We start from the raw sequence: 19,568 nt of genomic DNA, 5'->3' as shown, positions 1-19,568 counted from the left end.
CTGAGACAACTTTTTCTTAATAAAGCAATTAATGCATATTATTATTCATATTCATTTGCTCTTGCATCGGCATTCCTTGAGCAGGTGCAAACCCGTTTAAAATTTGTTGCATGTCTTGTGTAGCTAATTGTGGCACTTGATAATAATGATGCTTGTTTTGATATAAGGAGACTTCATATGCCATTTCAAGACAGTTTGGAATGGACGCAGCAATGACACGACGTACTACTGGATTTGTTGTCTCTGCTGCTGCCATCGTTTTCATAGAAGCAGATCCTTTTAGTGCATTTAGCATCGCTGCTGCGACATGCTGGTCACTAATTTCATTAACATTTTGTATCGGCTTAGATGGAGGCATAGGTGTCATGCCAAAGATGAAATCATTGTTTTCTTTCATCATATATGGCTCTGTTCTCTTAGCAGGAGGTTGTCCAGTTTGAAAACATTGTAAGGTTAAATTGTATTCTTCTTGGATAAATTGGTATTGTCTATTATGGATATCACGTAATTCAGTATCCTGAATATGCCCTCCTAATAGCTTATACAAATTCATCGTATTTATTGCACCAGCCAATACTTCATGAACATCGAACATTTCATGCCCACCATGATTCATTGCTTGGGGAACTTGTCCTGTTTGTAGATTTTGGTGTACTTGCTGTCCATTTTGTAACATATAATCTCCTCCTGTTCTGATAATAAACAACAGGATTAGTATGATATAACAACATTAAACTATACGTTTAAAAATGGAACAGAATATGGCAATAACAATGGAGTTTTTTGGATTAATTCTTATGTTCTGGATTCAGGAATACACGGATTATTTTCTTTTTTTAAACCATCCTAACAATAGGAGGTGTCATGATGCCCAGAGATCAAGTACATGTGAATGTGAATCCTAATAGGGATGGACCAAGAGAAGGCGTTATTGCTGATGCTGATGGAGACCAATTAGGAATAAGTAGAGACACGGACTCGGAAACAACTGCCTTTCATGTTAAGCAATTAAAAAAAGACCCTGGATTGGCAAAATTCGATCAAACATTTAAACAATAAAATTGCTAAAATGTGGCTTTTACCACAAAGTCTCATCAAATCTTAGTAATGGCATGGAGGTAGAAATGAGTAGCTATTTCGATAAAGTGGTCACAAAAGTAAAGGATTCAATTGCCCATGCTACTGATTCAGTACGCAAAGGTATCCTCACCCTAACAGGTGAAGCATCTGTCTCCGTGAATCAACTTGCAGAGTTTATAAAAGAGCATAAGGAAACAAAAACAGAATGCAAATATTTATTAGGGAATTATTATTACTTCAGCCATTTGCAAGAACATGGCATTCATTACTATTTAGAGACCAATGGCCATTATATTTTGCAGTTAGATGCTAGCACAAAGGATCAAGTCCTTATTGCCTATCGTTCTTATAAGGACAAACTGTCTTTAAATTCGCCCATTAAATTCCCCAAAGTATATTAAAAATAATAAAAAAGCAGGATAGCAATTTATCTCGCTTCCTGTTTTTTTATTATAAATTAGACTACTTCTCCTTCCCAACTTTGCATTCCACCAATCATATTTACTACATGAAATCCATTTTTTGATAATATTTGAGCGGCCTGACTACTTCTTCCACCAGCCTGACACACCAAATAATATTCATTCTGTTTATCAAGTTCATGCATTCGAAATTCAATAAGTCGTAAGGATATATTCATTGCACCAGGAATTTGTCCCGTAGCTACTTCAGCAGGTTCACGAACATCAATAATCGATAATTTCTCACCGCTTGATAATTTTCTATTAAGTTCATTAGGTGTTATTTCCTTCATAACATTATTCCTCCCTAGTATATGTTTGTCTTTCTTCAGATAAATAAATTCACATGCCCATCCTCTGCTTCTGCTAAATAGGCAGCAACACCAGCATATTCTATTCCGTTCAACAGCTCTTCTTCTTTTAATCCAAGTAAATCCATTGTCATTGTACAAGCAACGAGGTTTATATTCTGTTCCTGTGCTAAAGTGATTAATTGTGGAAGCGTCATCGCTTGATGTTTATTAATAATATGTTTTATTATTTTGGGACCAAATCCTGCAAAATTCATTTTCGATAATCCCATTCTTTCTGCTCCTCTTGGCATCATTTTGCTAAAAAGCTTTTCTAAAAATCCTTTATTTAATTTGATGTTCTCTTCCTTTCTTAGTGCATTCGGCCCCCAAAAGGTATGAAATATTGTTACTTCATGATCATAAGCAGCTGCTCCATTCGCAATAATATATGCTGCCATTGCTTTATCATAATCTCCACTAAATAGTACAATATTTGTTTTCTTTGTCATTTTCCCACTCCCAATTATTACCTTTACCCCTATAGGTATATAAATATTGAAAATAATAAGCTCTATTATTCTAGAGCCTATCCCTTTTTATCATCTACTTTTTACTAACAGGTTAACTGCTTCTTTAATAACCTCATCCATTCTTTCCCCGTTTTTTTCTGCTTCTACTACACAATCTACTAAATTCGTGCTCACAATTACTCCCATTGTTCGATCTACTGCTGAACGAACCGCTGATAGCTGTGTAATCACTTCCTTACAATCCTTATTCTCCTCCATCATTTTCAGAATGCCTCTTAGTTGCCCTTCCATTCGTTTCACTCTATTTTTTAATTGATCATTATATTCCAAAGAAAATGCTCCTTTCATTCGACAGGTATTTTTAATTAACCATTATTAATCGTTTCATTATACTTGATTAAATTATACTATATATAGTTTGTCAACGAACAGGACAGCTAATGAAAAGGAGACTCCTTACATTCTTCTATTTTTTCTTAATCCAAAATTTGATAACGGAACCTTCTTGTTCTGTTTTTAAAATTTGATGTCCTACTTTTTTTGCCCATGCTGGTATATCGGTTAATATTCCTTTGTCTGTTGCCAATAATTCTAATACTTGATTAGGCTCCAACTGATCTATCCCTTTTTTCAACTTAACAATTGGCATCGGACAAGTTAAACCAGCAACATCCAATATGACATCACTTTGAAAAGATTCTTCTTCTTTTCTTTTCTCTTTTTGTGAACTAGTCTCTTTCGTATTTTCTATGATTTCTGTCGTGTTAGTAACAGCAGAATACGTTTTCCAGCCACCATCTACATTTTTTACGTCAAAACCATTATTTTTCAATATTCTACTAGCTAAATAGCCCCTTAAACCAACTTGACAACTTACATAAATTGGCTGATTCTTTGGTAACTCTCCTAGCTTATCTCTTAATTGACCTAAGGAAATATTATGAGATCCTTTTATATAGCCGAATTCTCTTTCTACACTTTCTCTTACATCGAGTAAATAGCCACCATTTTGGACAATTTGCTCCACTTCATGCCATTGAATTTGCTCTAATTCCCCGTCTACAATATTAGTTGCAACATATCCTGCCATATTAACTGGATCCTTAGCAGATGAATAAGGCGGTGCATATGATAGCTCTAAATTCGTTAAGTCCTCTACTGTTAAATTCCCTTTTATTGCAGTCGCAATGACATCAATTCGTTTATCAACGCCATCTCTACCAATTGCTTGAGCACCATAAATACGTCCTGACTCTTTATCAAATATTAGCTTTAAAGCGATAGGAGTGCTTTCTGGATAATAACCAGCATGTGAATTAGGATGAATATGCACCACTTCATAGGGAATATCCCACTTTTGGAGCACTTTCTCATTATTACCTGTAGTTGCAACTGTAAGGTCAAATACTTTAACAATGGAAGTTCCCAATGTTCCTTCATACTTTTCTTTTTTCCCCATTATGTTATTCGCAGCAATTCTCCCTTGTCGATTTGCTGGTCCAGCCAATGGAATCATTGTCTTTTTTCGATTAATATAATCTCGAACCTCTATTGCATCTCCAACTGCATATATATCTTGATTGGAAGTTTGGAGCAAATGATTTACAACAATACCCCCTTGTTCCCCTAGTTCTAATCCAGCTGATTTTGCTAATTCATTTTCCGGTCTAACACCAATCGAAAGAATTGTCATCTCTGCTATTATCTCTGTATTATCTTCTAACACTACTCGGCTACCATTTTCTTTAAATTCCTTCACCCCATTGCCTATAATGAGCGTGACTCCATTTTGTTTAAGATGTGTTTGAACAGAGCTGGCCATTTCTACATCAAGGGGGGCCAATACTTGATTACCCTTTTCGATAACCGTAACCTTTATTCCACGAGCAACTAAGTTTTCTGCCATCTCTAAACCAATAAACCCGCCACCAATTATAACGGCACTTTTTAGCGCTTTTTGATCGACAAAATCTTTTATTCTATCTGTATCTGGTATATTTCTTAATGTAAACAAAGATTCATGGTTAGCTATTCCTGAGATAGGAGGAATAATTGGTTTTGCTCCAGGAGAAAGTAGCAATTTATCAAAAGTTTCTTCATAAACTTCTCCTGTTTTTACGTTTTTAATGGTCAATTTTTTATTTTTTCCATCAATAGATACTGCTTCACTCTGTACCCTTATATCTAATAGGAATCTTTCAGACATTCCTTCTACTGTCTGCACAAGTAATTTACTGCGGTCGCTTATCGTTTCTCCAATATAATACGGTAATCCACAGTTAGCAAAAGAAATATGTTCTCCTCTTTCAACTAAGATGATTTCAGCATCTTCACTTATCCTTCTTAATCTAGCAGCAGCTGTTGCACCTCCTGCCACACCACCAATTATAATTACTTTCCTTTTCATACAAAAACTCCTCTCTAATACCTATAGGGGTATATAAAATTCTATAAAAAAATACCCCAACGGGTTTATATGTATATAATATATGCAATTAAAATGAAAGTAAAGAAAAAGGTGCCTGGCACACAAAAGACATTCATCTAATGCATTACCTAACACCTTTTTTAAAACTAATTTACACAAGTCTTCTACGGATTCTACTACTAATAAAGTCAATAATCGAAACTACTACGATGATAATCATTAACATCATCCCAACTCGTTCCCAGCTACGCTGCATTGCTGCAATGATAAGTGGTGTACCGATTCCGCCTGCACCAACTACTCCAAGTACAGTAGAGGAACGAACATCAATTTCATAGCGATAAATAGCATAAGAAGCAAATTCAGGAATAATTTGTGGAATGACCCCATACCAAATCGTTTGCAGTCTTCCTGCACCATTGGCTTTAAAAGATTCAAGCACACTCATATCAATCGATTCAATAACTTCTGAATATAATTTTCCAAGCATTCCAATGGAGTTTATCCCAATCGCAAGTACCCCAGCAAATGGTCCCATTCCAACCGCAGCAACAAAGATAATAGCAAACATTACCTCTGGAAATGCACGAATAGCATTCAAAATCCACTTTCCAATATAGGAAAACTTCGAAATATTCGAAGCTGCTAAGAATCCAAATGGAATCGCTAAAATTGCTCCAATAACTGCTCCTGCATATGCAATTGCTAATGTTTCAACCATATAGGCTATGTATTCAGGTACCTTCTCTAAAACAGCATCATCAAAGAACGGATTCCAAAATAAACGTTGTAGTAAAGCACCTGGGCTTAAAGTTGACCCTCTATATGTTAAATCTGTAGTAGTCAAGGCAATATAGTAAAGAAAAACAAGAATGACAGCAGAAATAGTTGTTCTAATCCAAAACATCTTGTCTTTTCTTGGCTTTTGTATGATCGTATTTTTTGTCATTATAATAAACGCTCCCTTACACGACTACTTACAAAGTCAATGATAGTGACCGCAATAAATGTCATAAGAATAATTGTTGACACATTACCATAATTAAATAAACTTGTTTGTTGTTTTAAGATAATCCCAATTCCACCTGCTCCAACAAATCCTAGGATAACAGAAGCACGCACATTTATTTCTAACACATATAATGCGTAAGAAGTATATTGTGGCAAGATTTGCGGGATTACAGCATATCTAATTACTTGAATGGTGTTCGCACCAGTTGCCCGAATTGCCTCAAGAGGATTTGGATCAATTGCTTCAATCGTTTCACTAATAAGCTTTGCAAGAATCCCTAATGAAAAAATAAACAATGCTCCTATACCAGAGATAACACCAATTCCCATAAAGGCAACAAGAAGAACGGCCAAAATAAGTTCTGGTATTGTACGAATAATATTTAATAGAAAACGCACTACTTGATAAAACACTTTATTTTTATTGATATTCGCAGCAGCAAGAAAGCTTATCGGTAAAGCAAAAATAACCGATAGTGTTGTACTTAATAAAGCCATATTCCACGTTTCTATTAATGCTTTCAAAACAGTGGAAATATACTTTAAGTTAGGCGGAAAGAAATCATAAATAACAAAATCTATAACAACTGGCATTCCAGCAATAATCAGATTTGGATAAGCTTCCGTGTAAAATGCAGAAGCTATATATAAGCCTATTACAATGATAAGGATATAAGTTATTGTTACTTTCGTTTTCGAATGAAATACAGCAGTATTCCCATTATCCACTGACTCTTTATTCTTTTGCTTCGACATTATTATTCAGCTCCTATAATGTCATCTTCTTTAATTGGACGACCATAGATCTCTTCAAATGTTTTTTCGCTTACTTCACTAACCGGTCCATCAAACACTACTTCCCCTTCACGCATCCCAATAATACGGTCTGCATATTCCATTGCCATATCAATAAAGTGAAGGTTTATAATCGTTGTAATTCCGTCTTCTTTATTAATTTTCTTTAAATCCTTCATTACTGTATGAGAGGTCGGTGGATCTAAACTCGCAACTGGCTCATCTGCTAAGATGACGTTTGGTTTTTGTGTCAGTGCTCTAGCAATACTAACACGTTGTTGTTGTCCACCACTTAGTTGATCTGCTCTACGATATGCTTTATCATCGATTCCAACTCTTGCAAGACTACCCATAGCCAATTCCTTATCTTCATTCGAAAATAAACCGAATAAGCTTTTAAAGGTCCCTGTTCTGCCAAGACTTCCTGTTAACACATTTCGAAGGACAGACATTCTTTTTACTAGATTATAGTTCTGGAATATCATTCCAATGTTTCTACGAACTTCTTTTAATTGACGCTCATTACACTTTAACGTATCTTTCCCATTAATAATTAGTTCCCCTTCTGTAGGTTTCACTAATTGATTAATACTTCTAATTAAAGTGGACTTTCCAGCACCTGATAACCCTACAACAACGATAAACTCTCCATCATTAATCGTTAAATTAACATTCTTTAGTCCTTGATGACCATTTGGGTAAGTTAAAGATACATTTTTAAATTCAATCATCTAAAGAAACTCCTCTGCATTTACTTACTTGTAAAAAAGGAGGTAAAATCCCCCTCCTTTTTTTACATTAGTCTATATTATTCTGATAATTCATCTTCAAACTTGCCGTATACTTCTCTTACGATTTCATAATCTTCTGATTTAGCTTCAGCAATTCCATCCCATGTATATACATCATGCATGATTGTCATCATTTCTTCATCATCATTAAATGCTAAGAATGCATCTTTAATCTTTTGTTTCCACTCATCTGGCAGGTCACTGCGAACAGATAATGTATCGTTTGGAATTGGATCTGTATGACCGATAACCTTTAAGTCTTCTTTAACTGTAGGATAGTCACCCTCTACTGTATCACGTGCATCATCAAATGTAGTCGCAAAATCTGCTTGTCCATCAAGTAAGGAAAGAATTGCATTATCATGTCCGCCAACTACTGAATGTTGGAAATGTGTAGATAAATCTTTAACGCCTTTATCCATTAATTGAGAAGCAGGGAATAAATACCCAGAAGTAGATAATGTATCTGCGTAAGCCCAAACAAGACCTTCTGTATTTACTAAATCATCAATAGAATTAATTTTAGAATCTGCAGGAACTACATATTGCGCAACATAAGTATCGCCACCGTTACGAATCGCTTTTAATAGAACATCAACATTTGCACGATCTTCTGCTTGAACAAATCCAAATGGATTTAAGAAACCAATATCAATTTTTCCAGTTCTCATACCCTCTACTAATCCAACGAAGTCAATCATAACTTCTGCTTTAACGGGAATTCCAAGCTCCTCTGAAAGTTTTTTCTCTAAAGGTTCTACTGTATCAGCAATTTTATCTGCCTCTTGAGATGGAATAAACCCTAATGTTAATTCCTTAATTTCTCCGTCATTTCCATTGCTCTTGCTACTTTCGTTCTTTTCTCCCCCACCACATGCTGTTAGTGCTACAAGCATTAAAACCATAACTAGTGAAAATAATGTCTTTTTCAATTTCTTAGCCCTCTTTTCTTAATAAATAGTGTAATAAATAAAAGAAAACAACTGCAAAAAACCGATAAAAAAAGTAGCTTTTAGTATGATAGATACATACTAAAAGATTGTCCCCCCTTGTTCAAATTGTAGTAATGGATAAATTTATATAAAAATGGAAAAAACCATTTTTATTACAAAAGAGAAAAATTAATACTGTTATACAAGTGATAATAGTAATTAGGAAAAACTGTTGATGATCTAATGCTTCGTTTAGCTAAACGAAGCATCACATTATCTTTTCCGGAATATTCGCATCATATAGATACCTACGTTTTTTAAGTTAGATACTCAAGAATATGTTGATGAATTCCTGGTCTCGAAAATATAGTAGATGATTTCGTAGAAACATGTATCTCTTGATTTTCCAAAGTCGTCATTTCAGCACCAACTTCATTCAAAATGACGATACCTGCTGCAATATCCCATGGAGATAGTCGAAAATCCAATGAAGAATCTAATCTCCCACAAGCAACATATGCCATCTCTAATGCTGCAGAGCCAAGGTAACGAACGCCTCTTACATCACTTACTAAGCGCTGCATTTTTTCATAGCTTACTTTTTCATTTGGAACAAGCCACAAATGGTTGAAGCATATTACTGCCTCTTCTACTGTACAAGAAGCTAATGTAGATAATGGCTGATCATTTAAAAAAGCGCCCTGATTTTTTATTGCAGAGAACAATTCCTTTTTTATCGGATCATAAATATAACCAATGGTTGGTTCTCCTTCTATATATACAGCAACTGAAATAGCGTAATTTAGATGTTGATGAACAAAATTAGTGGTGCCATCTATTGGATCAATAATCCACACTACTCCATTTTCAGTATCTGTTGGCAATACATCTGATAAACCCTCTTCTCCTAAAACATAATGTCCTGGATAAGTCGACTTAATATTTCCGACAAAAAACTGTTCAATTTCTTTATCTTTTTGTGTCACAATGTCGGCGGCCGATGTTTTATATTCCACATTCAATTTTTCTTGGTGAGATAAATTTAGACGCGCTCCAGCCTCCAGCGTCCATTCCTTCGCTTTTTCAGCAATCTCAGGCACTCTTGAATCTACCATCTCTTCCTCCTCTGAAACTTACTGTAAAAAAATTTATATTTTATGTATTAATAAGCTCTAGAATACCATATTTTTGCCGTTTTTTATCGCTATGTGTTAGTTTATCTCACATTACATTTTCTTTCAATAGAATATTGAATTTTTTCATTCAAATTTTTATTTTGCAAAAATTTCTAAACATCATATTTCAAACCTCAAAAAGTACTTCTGCCAATACCAATTGGCGCTAAAAGCAAAGATAAAAGGAACTAAATGATTTCACGCCTACATTAAATCAATAATATCCGAGAATAATTTCTATTCAGTGAAACTTCCTTCAGTGGAGAGCCTTCATCATCCACTATTAACACCCTATTAAAAGTAGGTGCATATTTTTAATACTTATAAAAAAACTATACGTAAGTTATATAAGGAGGGAACATATTGGATTATCAAAAATTCGAACTAAAAAGAATAGGCTCCACGAGTGATGAGTATGAATTAATTATTTACATAGCGGATCATTTATCTGAATTTGCTGAGGAGTTCGGTAATATTCTGAAAGAGAAGAAAGATATAGTCAATATTGCTAAATCTATTATTAAAGAAAGATACCCAAACATTAAAGTAAACGTAGCTAAGGTGATAATCGGTGGCATCGCTGTAACAACTATTCCATTACTAGGAGAAATCACTTCGGCAAAAGCAGCATCTCCTTCCAATTATTCAACACAAAGTCATTCGATTTATTACACCGTCTCAAGTAATGACACCTTATGGAATTTATCTCAAAAATACAATACAACGGTCGAAAATATAAAGAGAGCAAACAAACTTTCATCAGAAGTTTTACAAGTTAACCAACAACTAATTATTCCTAAGGCCATTCATACAGTAGAAACTGGGGATTATCTTACCGTTCTCGCAAAAAATTATGACACCACCGTAGAAGGAATTAAGCAAGCAAACAATTTAACTAGTGACAGCACCCGCCTTGGACAAACACTAATTATTCCGATGATAATCGGTGAACAGTCCGCAGACCCTGTCCCTAGCCCGACAGTACCTGCTCAGCCAACGACTGCGAAGAATTATACAGTAGCTGCTGGAGATAGCTTATCTGTTATCGCAAGAAACTTCGGGGTTACCATTGATGCTTTAAAAAGTGCCAATAGCTTAACTTCTGATATTATTAGAGTTGGACAGGTTTTGGAAATTCCTGATGCTTCCACAACTACTCCCTCTCCTGCACAGCCTATATCACCTAAAACTAGTAGCTATACGGTTATTGCTGGGGATAGTTTATCCATTATTGCAAGAAACTTTGGCATTACTACTGAAGATTTGAAAAAAGAAAACAACTTAACATCCGATATTATTAGAGTTGGACAGGTTTTAGTAATTCCTGATTCTACAACAACAGCTCCTTCACCAGCTCAACCAATAACAACGACTTACACCGTTGTTTCTGGAGATTATTTATGGTCGATTGCACAGCGATTTGGAACTTCTGTTTCTGATTTAAAAAGTCTCAATAGCTTATCATCTGATGTGTTACAAATAGGTCAAACACTTCAGATACCAAGTACAGCTTCCGAATCTACCGATAAGATTAAGGAAGAACGAACAACTTTCACTTATCATGTAAAGTCTGGGGATACGCTCTCCTTACTTGCAAAACAATTTAGCGTGACGGTAGATTCTATTCGTTCAGCAAACCAGCTAAGATCAGATATATTACAAATTGGTCAGGCTCTGAAGATTCCCGATGGATTAAATGCTCCATCCCAAACAAGTGCCAAAACAATTACTTATACAACACATACTGTTGTAGCTGGAGATACAATATGGGATTTAAGTATAAAATATGGAATACCTCAATTGGAGCTTTTACGAGCAAATAATCTAACAACAAATAGCTCTTTATCAATAGGACAAAAATTAACGGTTCCTGTCCATCATATTCCTGTAAAAGAAGTTGTAAGCTCAAACCATGGAGAAAATTTAGATTGGTGGACAGAGGCACAGTATATTTTCACTATTGGAAAAAAAGCAAAAGTAACCGATTTAGTTACCGGAAAAAGCTTCTATATCCAACGAACGATTGGTGCAAACCATGCTGATAGTGAAACAGTATCAGCTTCTGATACAAATGTCGCAAAGTCTATTTGGGGTGGCTTTTCGTGGAATACGCGTGCTGTTATTCTTGAGGTGGATGGTAGAAAGCTTGCTGCTAGTATGAGCTTTATGCCCCATGAGAGAGAGTATATTGCAAATAACGGGATTACTGGTCATTTTGACGTTTACTTTGCCAATTCAACCCGACATGCAGACGGAAAACCAGATCCATTACACCAAGCTCAAGTAGAAAGAGCAGCTGGACTTACGAAATAAACAAACATAGAACTATGTCTATCGAGCCCTTCTATTGATATTAAAAGTAGAAAGTGAGTACCACTCTCTACTTTTAATGTCATTACTACTAACAACACAAAATCATTTCACCCTTAGTCCATTAGAAGAAAAGTTAGAGTTCTTTCGGCTTAGTATAAGGTATGTTTATAACTAGCCTCTAAATCATCTTCTATATCCTTTGTCTGAATTTCCGGCATTTGAATATGATCTTTCAAAATCTTTGCTGGCAGTGGTAGATTCTCTTTTTCCATCCAGGAATCAGGTTGCCATAATCCTGAGCGAATAAATGCCTTTGCACAATGAATGAAACACTCCTCCACCTCAATACCTATTCCAAGCACTGGTCTTTTCCCTTGTACTGTCATCGGTTCTAATAATTCCTCATCCTTTATGACACAAGCCTTTCCATTCACTCTAAGTGTTTCTCCGAGCCCTGGGATGAAAAACAAAACACCAACATATGGATGTGCTAATATATTGATTATCGAATCTAACCGCCGATTACCAGGTCTTTCTGGTATAATTAGACGTTTTTCATCGATTATATGGACAAATCCAGGTGTATCACCTCGAGGAGAAACATCTGTGGATCCCTCTCCATTTGTTGTCCCTATAGTTAAAAATGGTGATTTGCTAATAAACTCTCGACAATGATGGTCTATAGAGTGGATAACCTTCTTATTGACTACAGCCCCTGGTTTCCCACTAATTTCTCGAAGTTCCTCTAACGTTTTAACAACATTTTTAAAAATCGTATCCAAAAACCATCACTCCTTATACTTCAATCTTTTTTTCCATCTCAAATACACAATCACCTTTGAAATAAGTTGCCAATACCGAAATTTTATCGATATCCATAGAGTTGGCTGTAAGGATATCATCTTCAAGGACAATGAAATCTGCCCAATATCCTGTTTTCAGCTGGCCCACAAGAGGAATTCCTGTCATTTCTTGTGCATGGCGAGTATATAAATCGATTGCTTTTTGGACGGGAATGGCTTCCGATGGATTATACATTTCACCTGAATAAGCAGTTCTTGTAACAGCTGACTTTATCCCAATAAAAGGATTAGACGTATCTTCCCACGATGTGGCAGGTGCATCAGAGGATAAGCAAATGTTTGCCCCTGAATCAAGCATTGTTTTAATACGATATGTCTGATTTGTTTTTGAAGCTCCTAGATTATTCAAGTAGCTATCAATTTCTGCAAACAAGAAGATTGGCTGGGTCACAAAACCAATCCCTGCGTTAATCCCTTTTACCAATGTTTCCTGATCAATTAATGCAGCATGTTCAATTCGTACAGATGGAATATTGGAAAGCCATCCATCTACTTCTGCAAATGTGTCCACTACCTGACGAATAGCTTGATCTCCCATTCCATGGACAACAACTTGCAATTGATGCTCTTTGGCAACAGCAGCTGCCTCAAGCAATTCTTTTGGTGAAGTGACTGATATACCAGTATTTCCAGCATCATTTACATAGCCTTCACTAAACCATGCCGTTTTTCCAGATATGCTTCCATCCGCAAAAAGTTTAATGCCTCCGATTTGCAAATCTTCATTAGTGCCACTTTGATTCCGTTTTAAAAGGTTTTGTTTATGCTGGATATCATCCCATAGATAATACATAACCGTATGCTGCTTGTAGCCTTGCTCATACGCCTTTTCATAAATTTCATAGAAATCATAGGGGTGCAAGGTAGCCATAAGCTCTGTAATTGCTGTAATACCTTGGGAAAATAATTTCTTACTTAACGTGGCCAATAATTGTCCTTTTTCCTCTAATGTTTGCTCTGGTATCGCTTGATAGACTTGCTCCCTAGCCTTTTCTTTCAGAACTCCTGTCAACTCTCCTGTTTCATCTACTTCAATTTCGCCGCCATATGGAGCTTTCGTACTTGATGTAATATCCGCTAATTTTAACGCTGCACTATTTGCGACCACAATATGTCCACAAGCTCTTGTCAATACAATAGGAATACTAGATGTAACTTCATCCAGATCCTCTTTAGATGGAGATCGCCCTTCGACAAGCTTTGACTCATCATATCCCCAGCCAAGAACCCACTTTTCTTCCCCTTCATTCGCCCTAGCACTTAACTCCATTTGGATAGCATGTTGAATATCTTTAATAGAGTGAACTTGCGGTACTCCACAATAAATTTTTTGACCTACTTCAGCCAATAATAATGGGTGCATATGGGCATCAATAATTCCAGGTAAAACTCTTTTTCCTTGCAAATCGATGATTACATCAAACTCCGCTTGTCTTGCATCGTCCTCGTCTCCAATCCAGCTGATTTTCCCATCTTCCACAAGCATTGCTTCCGCAAAATATTGATCTGGATTCGCTGTATAAAAAGCCCCATTTTTATAAAAAGTTTTCATCCCATTTGCCCACCTTTTACGCTGTTTTTATTGATTCCTTTGCCGTTTCACAGAACCTATTGCGCTTCGTTACACTTGAGGAAGGGTCTGTTTTGTTATATAGGAAGAAACAAGAAGTCCACTCTCCACTTGAATACGTACAAGCTTTTGGATGGGAATAACAGAATAATCTAGTTCCTGCTCTAACTGTTCACAGGCTTTCTTTAATTCTTCTTCCCCTCGTTTTTTTGCCTCCTTTAATTGCTTTAATCCTCCTTCATCCTGGGTTTCAGCAGCAAGCAGTCTATTTATCTCAAAGTCTATCGCTCTGACCGTTAAACCTAATGATAAACCATTATAAAATTTAGCAGTTTGAAGATTATCAAATAGATGGGAAACCTTTGCCGGTTGCTCAAACTCCGGCTCACTTTCTGCCCATTTTTGTTTTGCATTCGTTCCTTCTTCCAAGCCATCTGCAATTTGCTTTACTAGCTTAATAAAGGAATTGTCTTCAGAAATTTTTGGAATCATTTCCATCAATTCCTTTATAAGTCCATAATAAGCCTTATTTATTTCGATATTTTGATAGATTGCTTCCTTCCTAGTTACTTCTGTTTCTGTCATATCTTCAATTCTTGCATCAAAGAAATAAGGAAGCTCAGTCAACAACGTAACACAATCTGGATTTTTAGCTAATGCATAGTCCGCACTGGAAGTACCTGAGTTAAAGCTCGGTGGCTCTCCAGTAAACTTCTCTAAATAATCATAATGCTGGGCTGCCCCCATTGTTTGAAAAACTGCTGGAGAAAATTCTTTGATAAAAGGAGCTTCTGGTTCTCCCAAGCTTAGGGATACCTGTTGCTTAATGGCTGATTGTCTCAAACCATCATAAAGCTTGGGAATATCATGAGAAATATACCAGTACGCTCCACCAAAGCCAGCATTATGCAAGGAATACATAAAATCCGGTGAGATTCGGTCAATGATGTCCATTAACGCTTTTGTTTCCGGTAACGGTTCATTAAAATGCATATTCTTATAGTCTATCGGAAACGTCCATTCCACTTGTTCGTAGCCGACTGGTCTATAGAAATTTTTCGTATATTGATAGATATTGAAAGGTCCTTTAAACCATGCTTCATTTAGGAGCGTTCCGTCAGGGTCAATACATTTAATGATATACCATGTATAATCTAACTCTTCGCGAAGCTCTTTATTTTCTGCTAATACACGAGAAAAATATTCCATTGTCATTGCACCTATTGGTTCATTAGGATGTGGTAATGCGAAACATAAAGCATTTCTAGAACCATTTCCGATTTTTAAACATTGAATCGGGTGATTATTTCTTGAATAGCCTGCTACAAAGATTTCCACTTCCTCTGGAAATTCATCTGCTAATTTAAATGCGCTTTCGTCCAACTCATCTACTGTTAAAAAACTTTGGTAATCCGGTACACTATCAACTATTTTTTGAATATTCATCACTACTCACTCCTTTTAAAAAATAAATAAGGGCTGTCTTGATATCGAAAGGATCTGGCAGCCCTTATTTTCTCATTATCCTTTATTTCTCAGGTTTATTTATCTATCCAAACATAGTTATACTCATTAAATCCGGTATACGGCAACGCTTCTTCTGTATTCGGCATTCCTTTTACAGATACATGGACTGGTGATACTGCAACCCACTCGGAAATTAAATAAATCGGTAAGTCTTCAGAAAGAATACGCTGTACTTCATTATAAATTGGTTTCCGATCCTCTTCTGTTACAAGACTTGCTCCTTTTTCAAGCAATTCATCCAATTCAGGATTACTGTATCCATTAAAGTTATTTGATCCTTCTGTGGAAATTCTCGCACTAATCGCTCCAATATCTGGACCTTGATAGCCACCAATCATACTTAGCTGATACTTTCGATTCGTATGAACCTGTTCTTGCCAAGTTGGATATTCAGAAACATTTAGTTTGATTTCTATCCCAACTTTTCTAAGTTGATCTTTAATTACAGTAGCCATATCAACTGTTCCAGGATCTTGAAATACATCTAGTGTTAAGGATAAATAGTTTCCATTTGCATCTGGCTTTAATCCAGCTTCTTCTAATAGACCTTTTGCTTTTTCTGGGTCATACTCTGGAACTGTATATTCATCTGATACTGCCCATTTAAAAACTGGAGAAACAAAGCTAGTAGCTACCTGTCCTTCCCCACGCAATGCTCTATTCACAATATCATCACTATCAAGGGCATAAGCAATTGCTTGACGGACTTCTAATTGATCAAGAGGCTTTTCTTCCATATTAAAGACCAAATATTGACGAGACGGCCATACTACTGGATTGGCAACATAGTTTTCATCATTTAGAACATTTTGAATCTCAGAGCTAGGAGGAGATGTTCCAAGTACATCTAGTTCCCCGTTATAAAAGGCCTGCATCATCGTATCTACATCAGACATGATGGAGAAAACTACCTTATCCATTTTTGCGACTTGACCAAAATAATCATCAAATCTTTCCAGTGTTACACTCACACCTGGTGTATGTTCTACAAATTTAAATGGTCCAGTTCCAACTGGATTTATATTCAGTCCTGAATCCCAATTATCCCCACTATAAATATGTTCTGGTACAATAAAAGTCGCATACCATGCTAAATATCCTAAGAAGCTTGCATCTGGCTTCTTTAAATGAATGACAACTGTATTTTCATCAGGCGTCGTTACTTCTTCCATACTGCTTAAATTTCCAACCGCATATCCAGACTTCTCCATTATCGAATCCAATGTGAATTTGACGTCGGCTGAAGAAAAGTCTTCGCCATCATGCCATTTCACATTTTCCTGTAAATGGAATGTTATTTCTGTTCCTTCCTCATTAAACTCCCATTCTTTTGCAAGATCAGGAATAATTTCTTGATTATTATTAATTTTGACTAGTCGACTAAAAATATTCTGTGCCATCGCATAATAATAATCATCTGCTCTTGCATCAGGATTAAATGTTTGTGGATCTCCAGTAGCTCCCACAATTAAGGTTCCACCTGTTGTTGTGGATTCATCATTCCCTTCTTGCCCACCCGTTTCATTTGATCCACTACATCCTGCTGTTATAACAATAAGCAAGACTAATAGAATACTAAGGATATTTCGCTTCTTTGCTTTCACCCTATTCTCAACTCCCCATTCTTTTTACTATGTCTAGCTTCACTAGCACAGCACTTTTATAAAAACTTCATCAGGATCGAAGACAGATTTACCGCTGATTTCTTTACCTGATGTCGGTATTACTATATCTGGTTATGCAAATAGAGATACTTTCAGTTGGCGTTTCTAATGCAGGGTGTTTCTACTTTTTCTCTATTTTTATCCATGAGGACAGCTAACAAGATGTCCGTCACCTAAATCAATCGTTTCAGGATAACCGTTCTGACAGGAACTTTTTCGTTTATAGCATCTTTGATAAAAATAACAGCCTGAATGATTATGATTTGGAGTTGGTGGTTCTCCGTTTAACTGGATGACTTCTTCTTCCTCTATGTAACTTGAATTCGAAATCAAAGCCTGTGTATACGGATGCTTGGGATTATGAAGAACTTCATCGGTTGCTCCAGTCTCCACAATTCTCCCAAGGTACATGACTGCAATTCGATCTGAAATATAACGAGTAGTAGTGATATCATGGCTAATAAAAACCATTGCTGTTTGGTGGTTGTCACATATCTTTTTCAACATATTGATAATATCAGCGCGAATCGATACATCTAGCATTGATACAGGCTCATCTGCAACAATAAAGGAGGGATTCAACAGCATCGAGCGAAGAATCGAGATACGCTGCAATTGCCCACCAGATAATTCATGGGGATAACGATGCAAAAAGTCTTCTGCCGGCTTTAAGCCAGCTTCTTCAAGCCTTTGTTTGCTTATCTCCATTCTTTCTTCCTCATTTGCACCAATCTTATGCAGTTTCATAACATTCGTTAAAATTTTCGCTATTGAATAGCGGGGATCAAAGGTATCAAAAGGATTTTGAAAAATCATTTGAACCGTACGACGAAACTGAAGCTCATTTTGTTTAAATAGTGCTTCAACGGATGTTCCATTAATTTGGATATCTCCCGATGTTGCATCCTCCAATTTCACAAGTACCTTTCCTAAAGTAGATTTACCGCATCCACTTTCTCCGATTATCCCAAGTATTTCCCCTTTATTTAAAGTAAAGCTTACACCATCCACTGATTTAATTTTCGTATGTTTAAATGCTTTTCGTTCTTTATAATGCTTGATAACATCAGAAACACGAAGAACCTCCTTCGCAACTTCAGCTTGCATAATCTGCACCTCCTATAAGGTGGCATGCGACACGATGATCGCTCTCCACATTAATCTCCCCTGGAACTATCTGTCCACAGATATCCATGGCAAATTCACAACGATCTTTAAAAATACAACCAGAAACCTCTTTACTTAAATCAGGTATCGATCCAGGAATTCCTCTTATATTTTCTTTTTCTCCTTTAAAAGAAGGAATTGATTTTAATAATCCTTTTGTATACGGATGCTGCGGGTTTGCAAGAACATTGGAGACCAGACCAAACTCTACAATCCTACCCGCATACATCACAGCAACCTTATTACATGAAGTCGCAACTACTGACATATCATGGGTAATCATCAATCGGGTTAGATTCATTTCTTTTTCAACACTTTTAATTTCTTCTAATATTTGTCTTTGTGTGACTTGATCAAGCGCGGTTGTTGCTTCATCTAAAATAAGAAGTTTTGGCTGATGCATCAAACTTAATGCTATCGATACTCTTTGCATCATACCGCCAGATAGTTCATGAGGATAGGAGTTAAAAACTTTAGGAGAGAGATTCACTTTATCCAGTAATGTAATTATGCGTTCTTTTGCTTCTTTTTTCTTCACCTTTGGTTGGTGAATGCGGTAAATGTCAACTAATTGATTCCCAATTTTATGAACAGGGCTAAGTGCGTTCATTGATTTCTGAAACACGACCGATAAATCCTTCCACCGCATCGGCTGCATTTTATCTTCAGATAATGCTAACAAGTTCTTTCCATTAAAATGTACTTCCCCTGTAACAGTGGTGATTTTCTTCGGCAATAATTGTAAAATAGCCATTGCCAATGTGGACTTTCCTGATCCTGATTCTCCAACAATGCCGAGAGAATCTTGTGCATTAATATGAAATGAAACACCTTTAACTGCTTCCACTTTCTTCCCCTTAGTTTCATAGGTGATAGTCAAATCTTTGACTGATACTACTTCTTCTTCTTTTGCATACTCTTTCAGCCAATCCTTTTGTTCTTCTAATGCCCCCATTCTTCCCCCTCCT

General features: G+C 36.2%; 19 protein-coding genes. 3 read left to right on the top strand and 16 right to left on the bottom strand.

Annotated features, from left to right (window positions below; all coding sequences use genetic code 11):
• Window positions 1-28: 28 nt before the first annotated feature.
• Complete coding sequence (locus NYE52_RS06525; protein ID WP_341192325.1) at window positions 29-676, bottom strand: spore coat protein; 648 nt, start codon at window positions 674-676, stop codon at window positions 29-31.
• Between the two features lie 191 nt (window positions 677-867).
• Here NYE52_RS06525 and NYE52_RS06520 point away from each other — a divergent pair, with 191 nt between their 5' ends.
• Window positions 868-1,059, top strand: a complete 192-nt coding sequence (locus NYE52_RS06520) for a hypothetical protein (RefSeq protein ID WP_341192324.1) — start codon at window positions 868-870, stop codon at window positions 1,057-1,059.
• A gap of 65 nt (window positions 1,060-1,124) precedes the next feature.
• A complete protein-coding gene (locus NYE52_RS06515) occupies window positions 1,125-1,481 on the top strand; it encodes a hypothetical protein (protein ID WP_341192323.1) in 357 nt (118 codons plus the stop codon).
• A gap of 56 nt (window positions 1,482-1,537) precedes the next feature.
• On the opposite strand, the gene NYE52_RS06510 is transcribed toward NYE52_RS06515, so the two are convergent.
• The 9 genes from NYE52_RS06510 to NYE52_RS06470 form a co-directional block, all read right to left on the bottom strand.
• On the bottom strand, window positions 1,538-1,834 hold the full coding sequence (locus tag NYE52_RS06510) for a rhodanese-like domain-containing protein (protein ID WP_341192322.1): 297 nt from the start codon (window positions 1,832-1,834) through the stop codon (window positions 1,538-1,540).
• Between the two features lie 35 nt (window positions 1,835-1,869).
• Window positions 1,870-2,343 (bottom strand): DsrE/DsrF/DrsH-like family protein, encoded by a 474-nt coding sequence (locus tag NYE52_RS06505; protein ID WP_341192321.1) that lies wholly within the window; start codon window positions 2,341-2,343, stop codon window positions 1,870-1,872.
• A gap of 90 nt (window positions 2,344-2,433) precedes the next feature.
• Window positions 2,434-2,694 carry a metal-sensitive transcriptional regulator gene (locus NYE52_RS06500; RefSeq protein ID WP_312097676.1) on the bottom strand — a complete coding sequence of 87 codons (261 nt, stop codon included), beginning with the start codon at window positions 2,692-2,694 and terminating at the stop codon, window positions 2,434-2,436.
• A gap of 136 nt (window positions 2,695-2,830) precedes the next feature.
• Window positions 2,831-4,771: an FAD-dependent oxidoreductase gene (locus NYE52_RS06495; RefSeq protein WP_341192320.1), complete on the bottom strand. Its 1,941-nt coding sequence runs from the start codon at window positions 4,769-4,771 to the stop codon at window positions 2,831-2,833.
• 172 nt (window positions 4,772-4,943) lie between these two features.
• Window positions 4,944-5,741: a phosphonate ABC transporter, permease protein PhnE gene (gene phnE, locus NYE52_RS06490; RefSeq protein ID WP_341192319.1), complete on the bottom strand. Its 798-nt coding sequence runs from the start codon at window positions 5,739-5,741 to the stop codon at window positions 4,944-4,946.
• Window positions 5,741-6,559, bottom strand: coding sequence for a phosphonate ABC transporter, permease protein PhnE (gene phnE / locus NYE52_RS06485; protein ID WP_341192318.1), 819 nt, complete (start codon window positions 6,557-6,559; stop codon window positions 5,741-5,743). Before phnE (NYE52_RS06485) ends, phnE (NYE52_RS06490) begins: the two co-directional genes overlap by 1 nt.
• A gap of 2 nt (window positions 6,560-6,561) precedes the next feature.
• A complete protein-coding gene (phnC, locus tag NYE52_RS06480; RefSeq protein ID WP_341192317.1) occupies window positions 6,562-7,329 on the bottom strand; it encodes a phosphonate ABC transporter ATP-binding protein in 768 nt (255 codons plus the stop codon).
• A 77-nt stretch (window positions 7,330-7,406) separates the two neighbouring features.
• Window positions 7,407-8,321 carry a phosphate/phosphite/phosphonate ABC transporter substrate-binding protein gene (gene phnD, locus NYE52_RS06475; protein ID WP_341192316.1) on the bottom strand — a complete coding sequence of 305 codons (915 nt, stop codon included), beginning with the start codon at window positions 8,319-8,321 and terminating at the stop codon, window positions 7,407-7,409.
• A 317-nt stretch (window positions 8,322-8,638) separates the two neighbouring features.
• Window positions 8,639-9,436, bottom strand: coding sequence for an inositol monophosphatase family protein (locus NYE52_RS06470; RefSeq protein ID WP_341192315.1), 798 nt, complete (start codon window positions 9,434-9,436; stop codon window positions 8,639-8,641).
• Between the two features lie 423 nt (window positions 9,437-9,859).
• Between NYE52_RS06470 and NYE52_RS06465 the strand changes: the two genes are divergently transcribed.
• Window positions 9,860-11,809: a LysM peptidoglycan-binding domain-containing protein gene (locus NYE52_RS06465; protein ID WP_341192314.1), complete on the top strand. Its 1,950-nt coding sequence runs from the start codon at window positions 9,860-9,862 to the stop codon at window positions 11,807-11,809.
• A gap of 149 nt (window positions 11,810-11,958) precedes the next feature.
• Here the strand turns inward: NYE52_RS06465 and NYE52_RS06460 are convergent, their stop codons facing one another.
• The 6 genes from NYE52_RS06460 to NYE52_RS06435 form a co-directional block, all read right to left on the bottom strand.
• Entirely contained in the window at window positions 11,959-12,591 is a 633-nt protein-coding gene (locus NYE52_RS06460; protein WP_341192313.1) for a pyridoxamine 5'-phosphate oxidase family protein, read from the bottom strand.
• Window positions 12,592-12,604: 13 nt separating this feature from the next.
• Window positions 12,605-14,224: an amidohydrolase gene (locus NYE52_RS06455; protein WP_341192312.1), complete on the bottom strand. Its 1,620-nt coding sequence runs from the start codon at window positions 14,222-14,224 to the stop codon at window positions 12,605-12,607.
• A gap of 69 nt (window positions 14,225-14,293) precedes the next feature.
• A complete protein-coding gene (locus tag NYE52_RS06450) occupies window positions 14,294-15,688 on the bottom strand; it encodes a M14 family zinc carboxypeptidase (RefSeq protein WP_341192311.1) in 1,395 nt (464 codons plus the stop codon).
• Between the two features lie 95 nt (window positions 15,689-15,783).
• Complete coding sequence (locus NYE52_RS06445; RefSeq protein WP_341192310.1) at window positions 15,784-17,373, bottom strand: ABC transporter substrate-binding protein; 1,590 nt, start codon at window positions 17,371-17,373, stop codon at window positions 15,784-15,786.
• 198 nt (window positions 17,374-17,571) lie between these two features.
• Window positions 17,572-18,540 (bottom strand): ABC transporter ATP-binding protein, encoded by a 969-nt coding sequence (locus NYE52_RS06440; protein WP_341192309.1) that lies wholly within the window; start codon window positions 18,538-18,540, stop codon window positions 17,572-17,574.
• Entirely contained in the window at window positions 18,530-19,555 is a 1,026-nt protein-coding gene (locus NYE52_RS06435) for an ABC transporter ATP-binding protein (RefSeq protein WP_341192308.1), read from the bottom strand. Before NYE52_RS06435 ends, NYE52_RS06440 begins: the two co-directional genes overlap by 11 nt.
• Between the last annotated feature and the right edge of the window lie 13 nt (window positions 19,556-19,568).

The sequence above is a fragment of the Niallia sp. FSL W8-0635 genome, assembly GCF_038007965.1.
Taxonomy (GTDB): domain Bacteria; phylum Bacillota; class Bacilli; order Bacillales; family Cytobacillaceae; genus Niallia.
Note: the sequence above shows the minus strand (reverse complement) of the source record. Positions and strands in the feature narration are given on the sequence as shown.

Bases quoted from the DNA above. Each gene is read 5' to 3' on its own strand.
- NYE52_RS06525 (WP_341192325.1), bottom strand. From the start codon at position 676: ATGTTACAAAATGGACAGCAAGTACACCAAAATCTACAAACAGGACAA.
- NYE52_RS06520 (WP_341192324.1), top strand. From the start codon at position 868: ATGCCCAGAGATCAAGTACATGTGAATGTGAATCCTAATAGGGATGGA.
- NYE52_RS06515 (WP_341192323.1), top strand. From the start codon at position 1,125: ATGAGTAGCTATTTCGATAAAGTGGTCACAAAAGTAAAGGATTCAATT.
- NYE52_RS06510 (WP_341192322.1), bottom strand. From the start codon at position 1,834: ATGAAGGAAATAACACCTAATGAACTTAATAGAAAATTATCAAGCGGT.
- NYE52_RS06505 (WP_341192321.1), bottom strand. From the start codon at position 2,343: ATGACAAAGAAAACAAATATTGTACTATTTAGTGGAGATTATGATAAA.
- NYE52_RS06495 (WP_341192320.1), bottom strand. From the start codon at position 4,771: ATGAAAAGGAAAGTAATTATAATTGGTGGTGTGGCAGGAGGTGCAACA.
- phnE (WP_341192319.1), bottom strand. From the start codon at position 5,741: ATGACAAAAAATACGATCATACAAAAGCCAAGAAAAGACAAGATGTTT.
- phnE (WP_341192318.1), bottom strand. From the start codon at position 6,559: ATGTCGAAGCAAAAGAATAAAGAGTCAGTGGATAATGGGAATACTGCT.
- phnC (WP_341192317.1), bottom strand. From the start codon at position 7,329: ATGATTGAATTTAAAAATGTATCTTTAACTTACCCAAATGGTCATCAA.
- NYE52_RS06470 (WP_341192315.1), bottom strand. From the start codon at position 9,436: ATGGTAGATTCAAGAGTGCCTGAGATTGCTGAAAAAGCGAAGGAATGG.
- NYE52_RS06455 (WP_341192312.1), bottom strand. From the start codon at position 14,224: ATGAAAACTTTTTATAAAAATGGGGCTTTTTATACAGCGAATCCAGAT.
- NYE52_RS06450 (WP_341192311.1), bottom strand. From the start codon at position 15,688: ATGAATATTCAAAAAATAGTTGATAGTGTACCGGATTACCAAAGTTTT.
- NYE52_RS06440 (WP_341192309.1), bottom strand. From the start codon at position 18,540: ATGCAAGCTGAAGTTGCGAAGGAGGTTCTTCGTGTTTCTGATGTTATC.
- NYE52_RS06435 (WP_341192308.1), bottom strand. From the start codon at position 19,555: ATGGGGGCATTAGAAGAACAAAAGGATTGGCTGAAAGAGTATGCAAAA.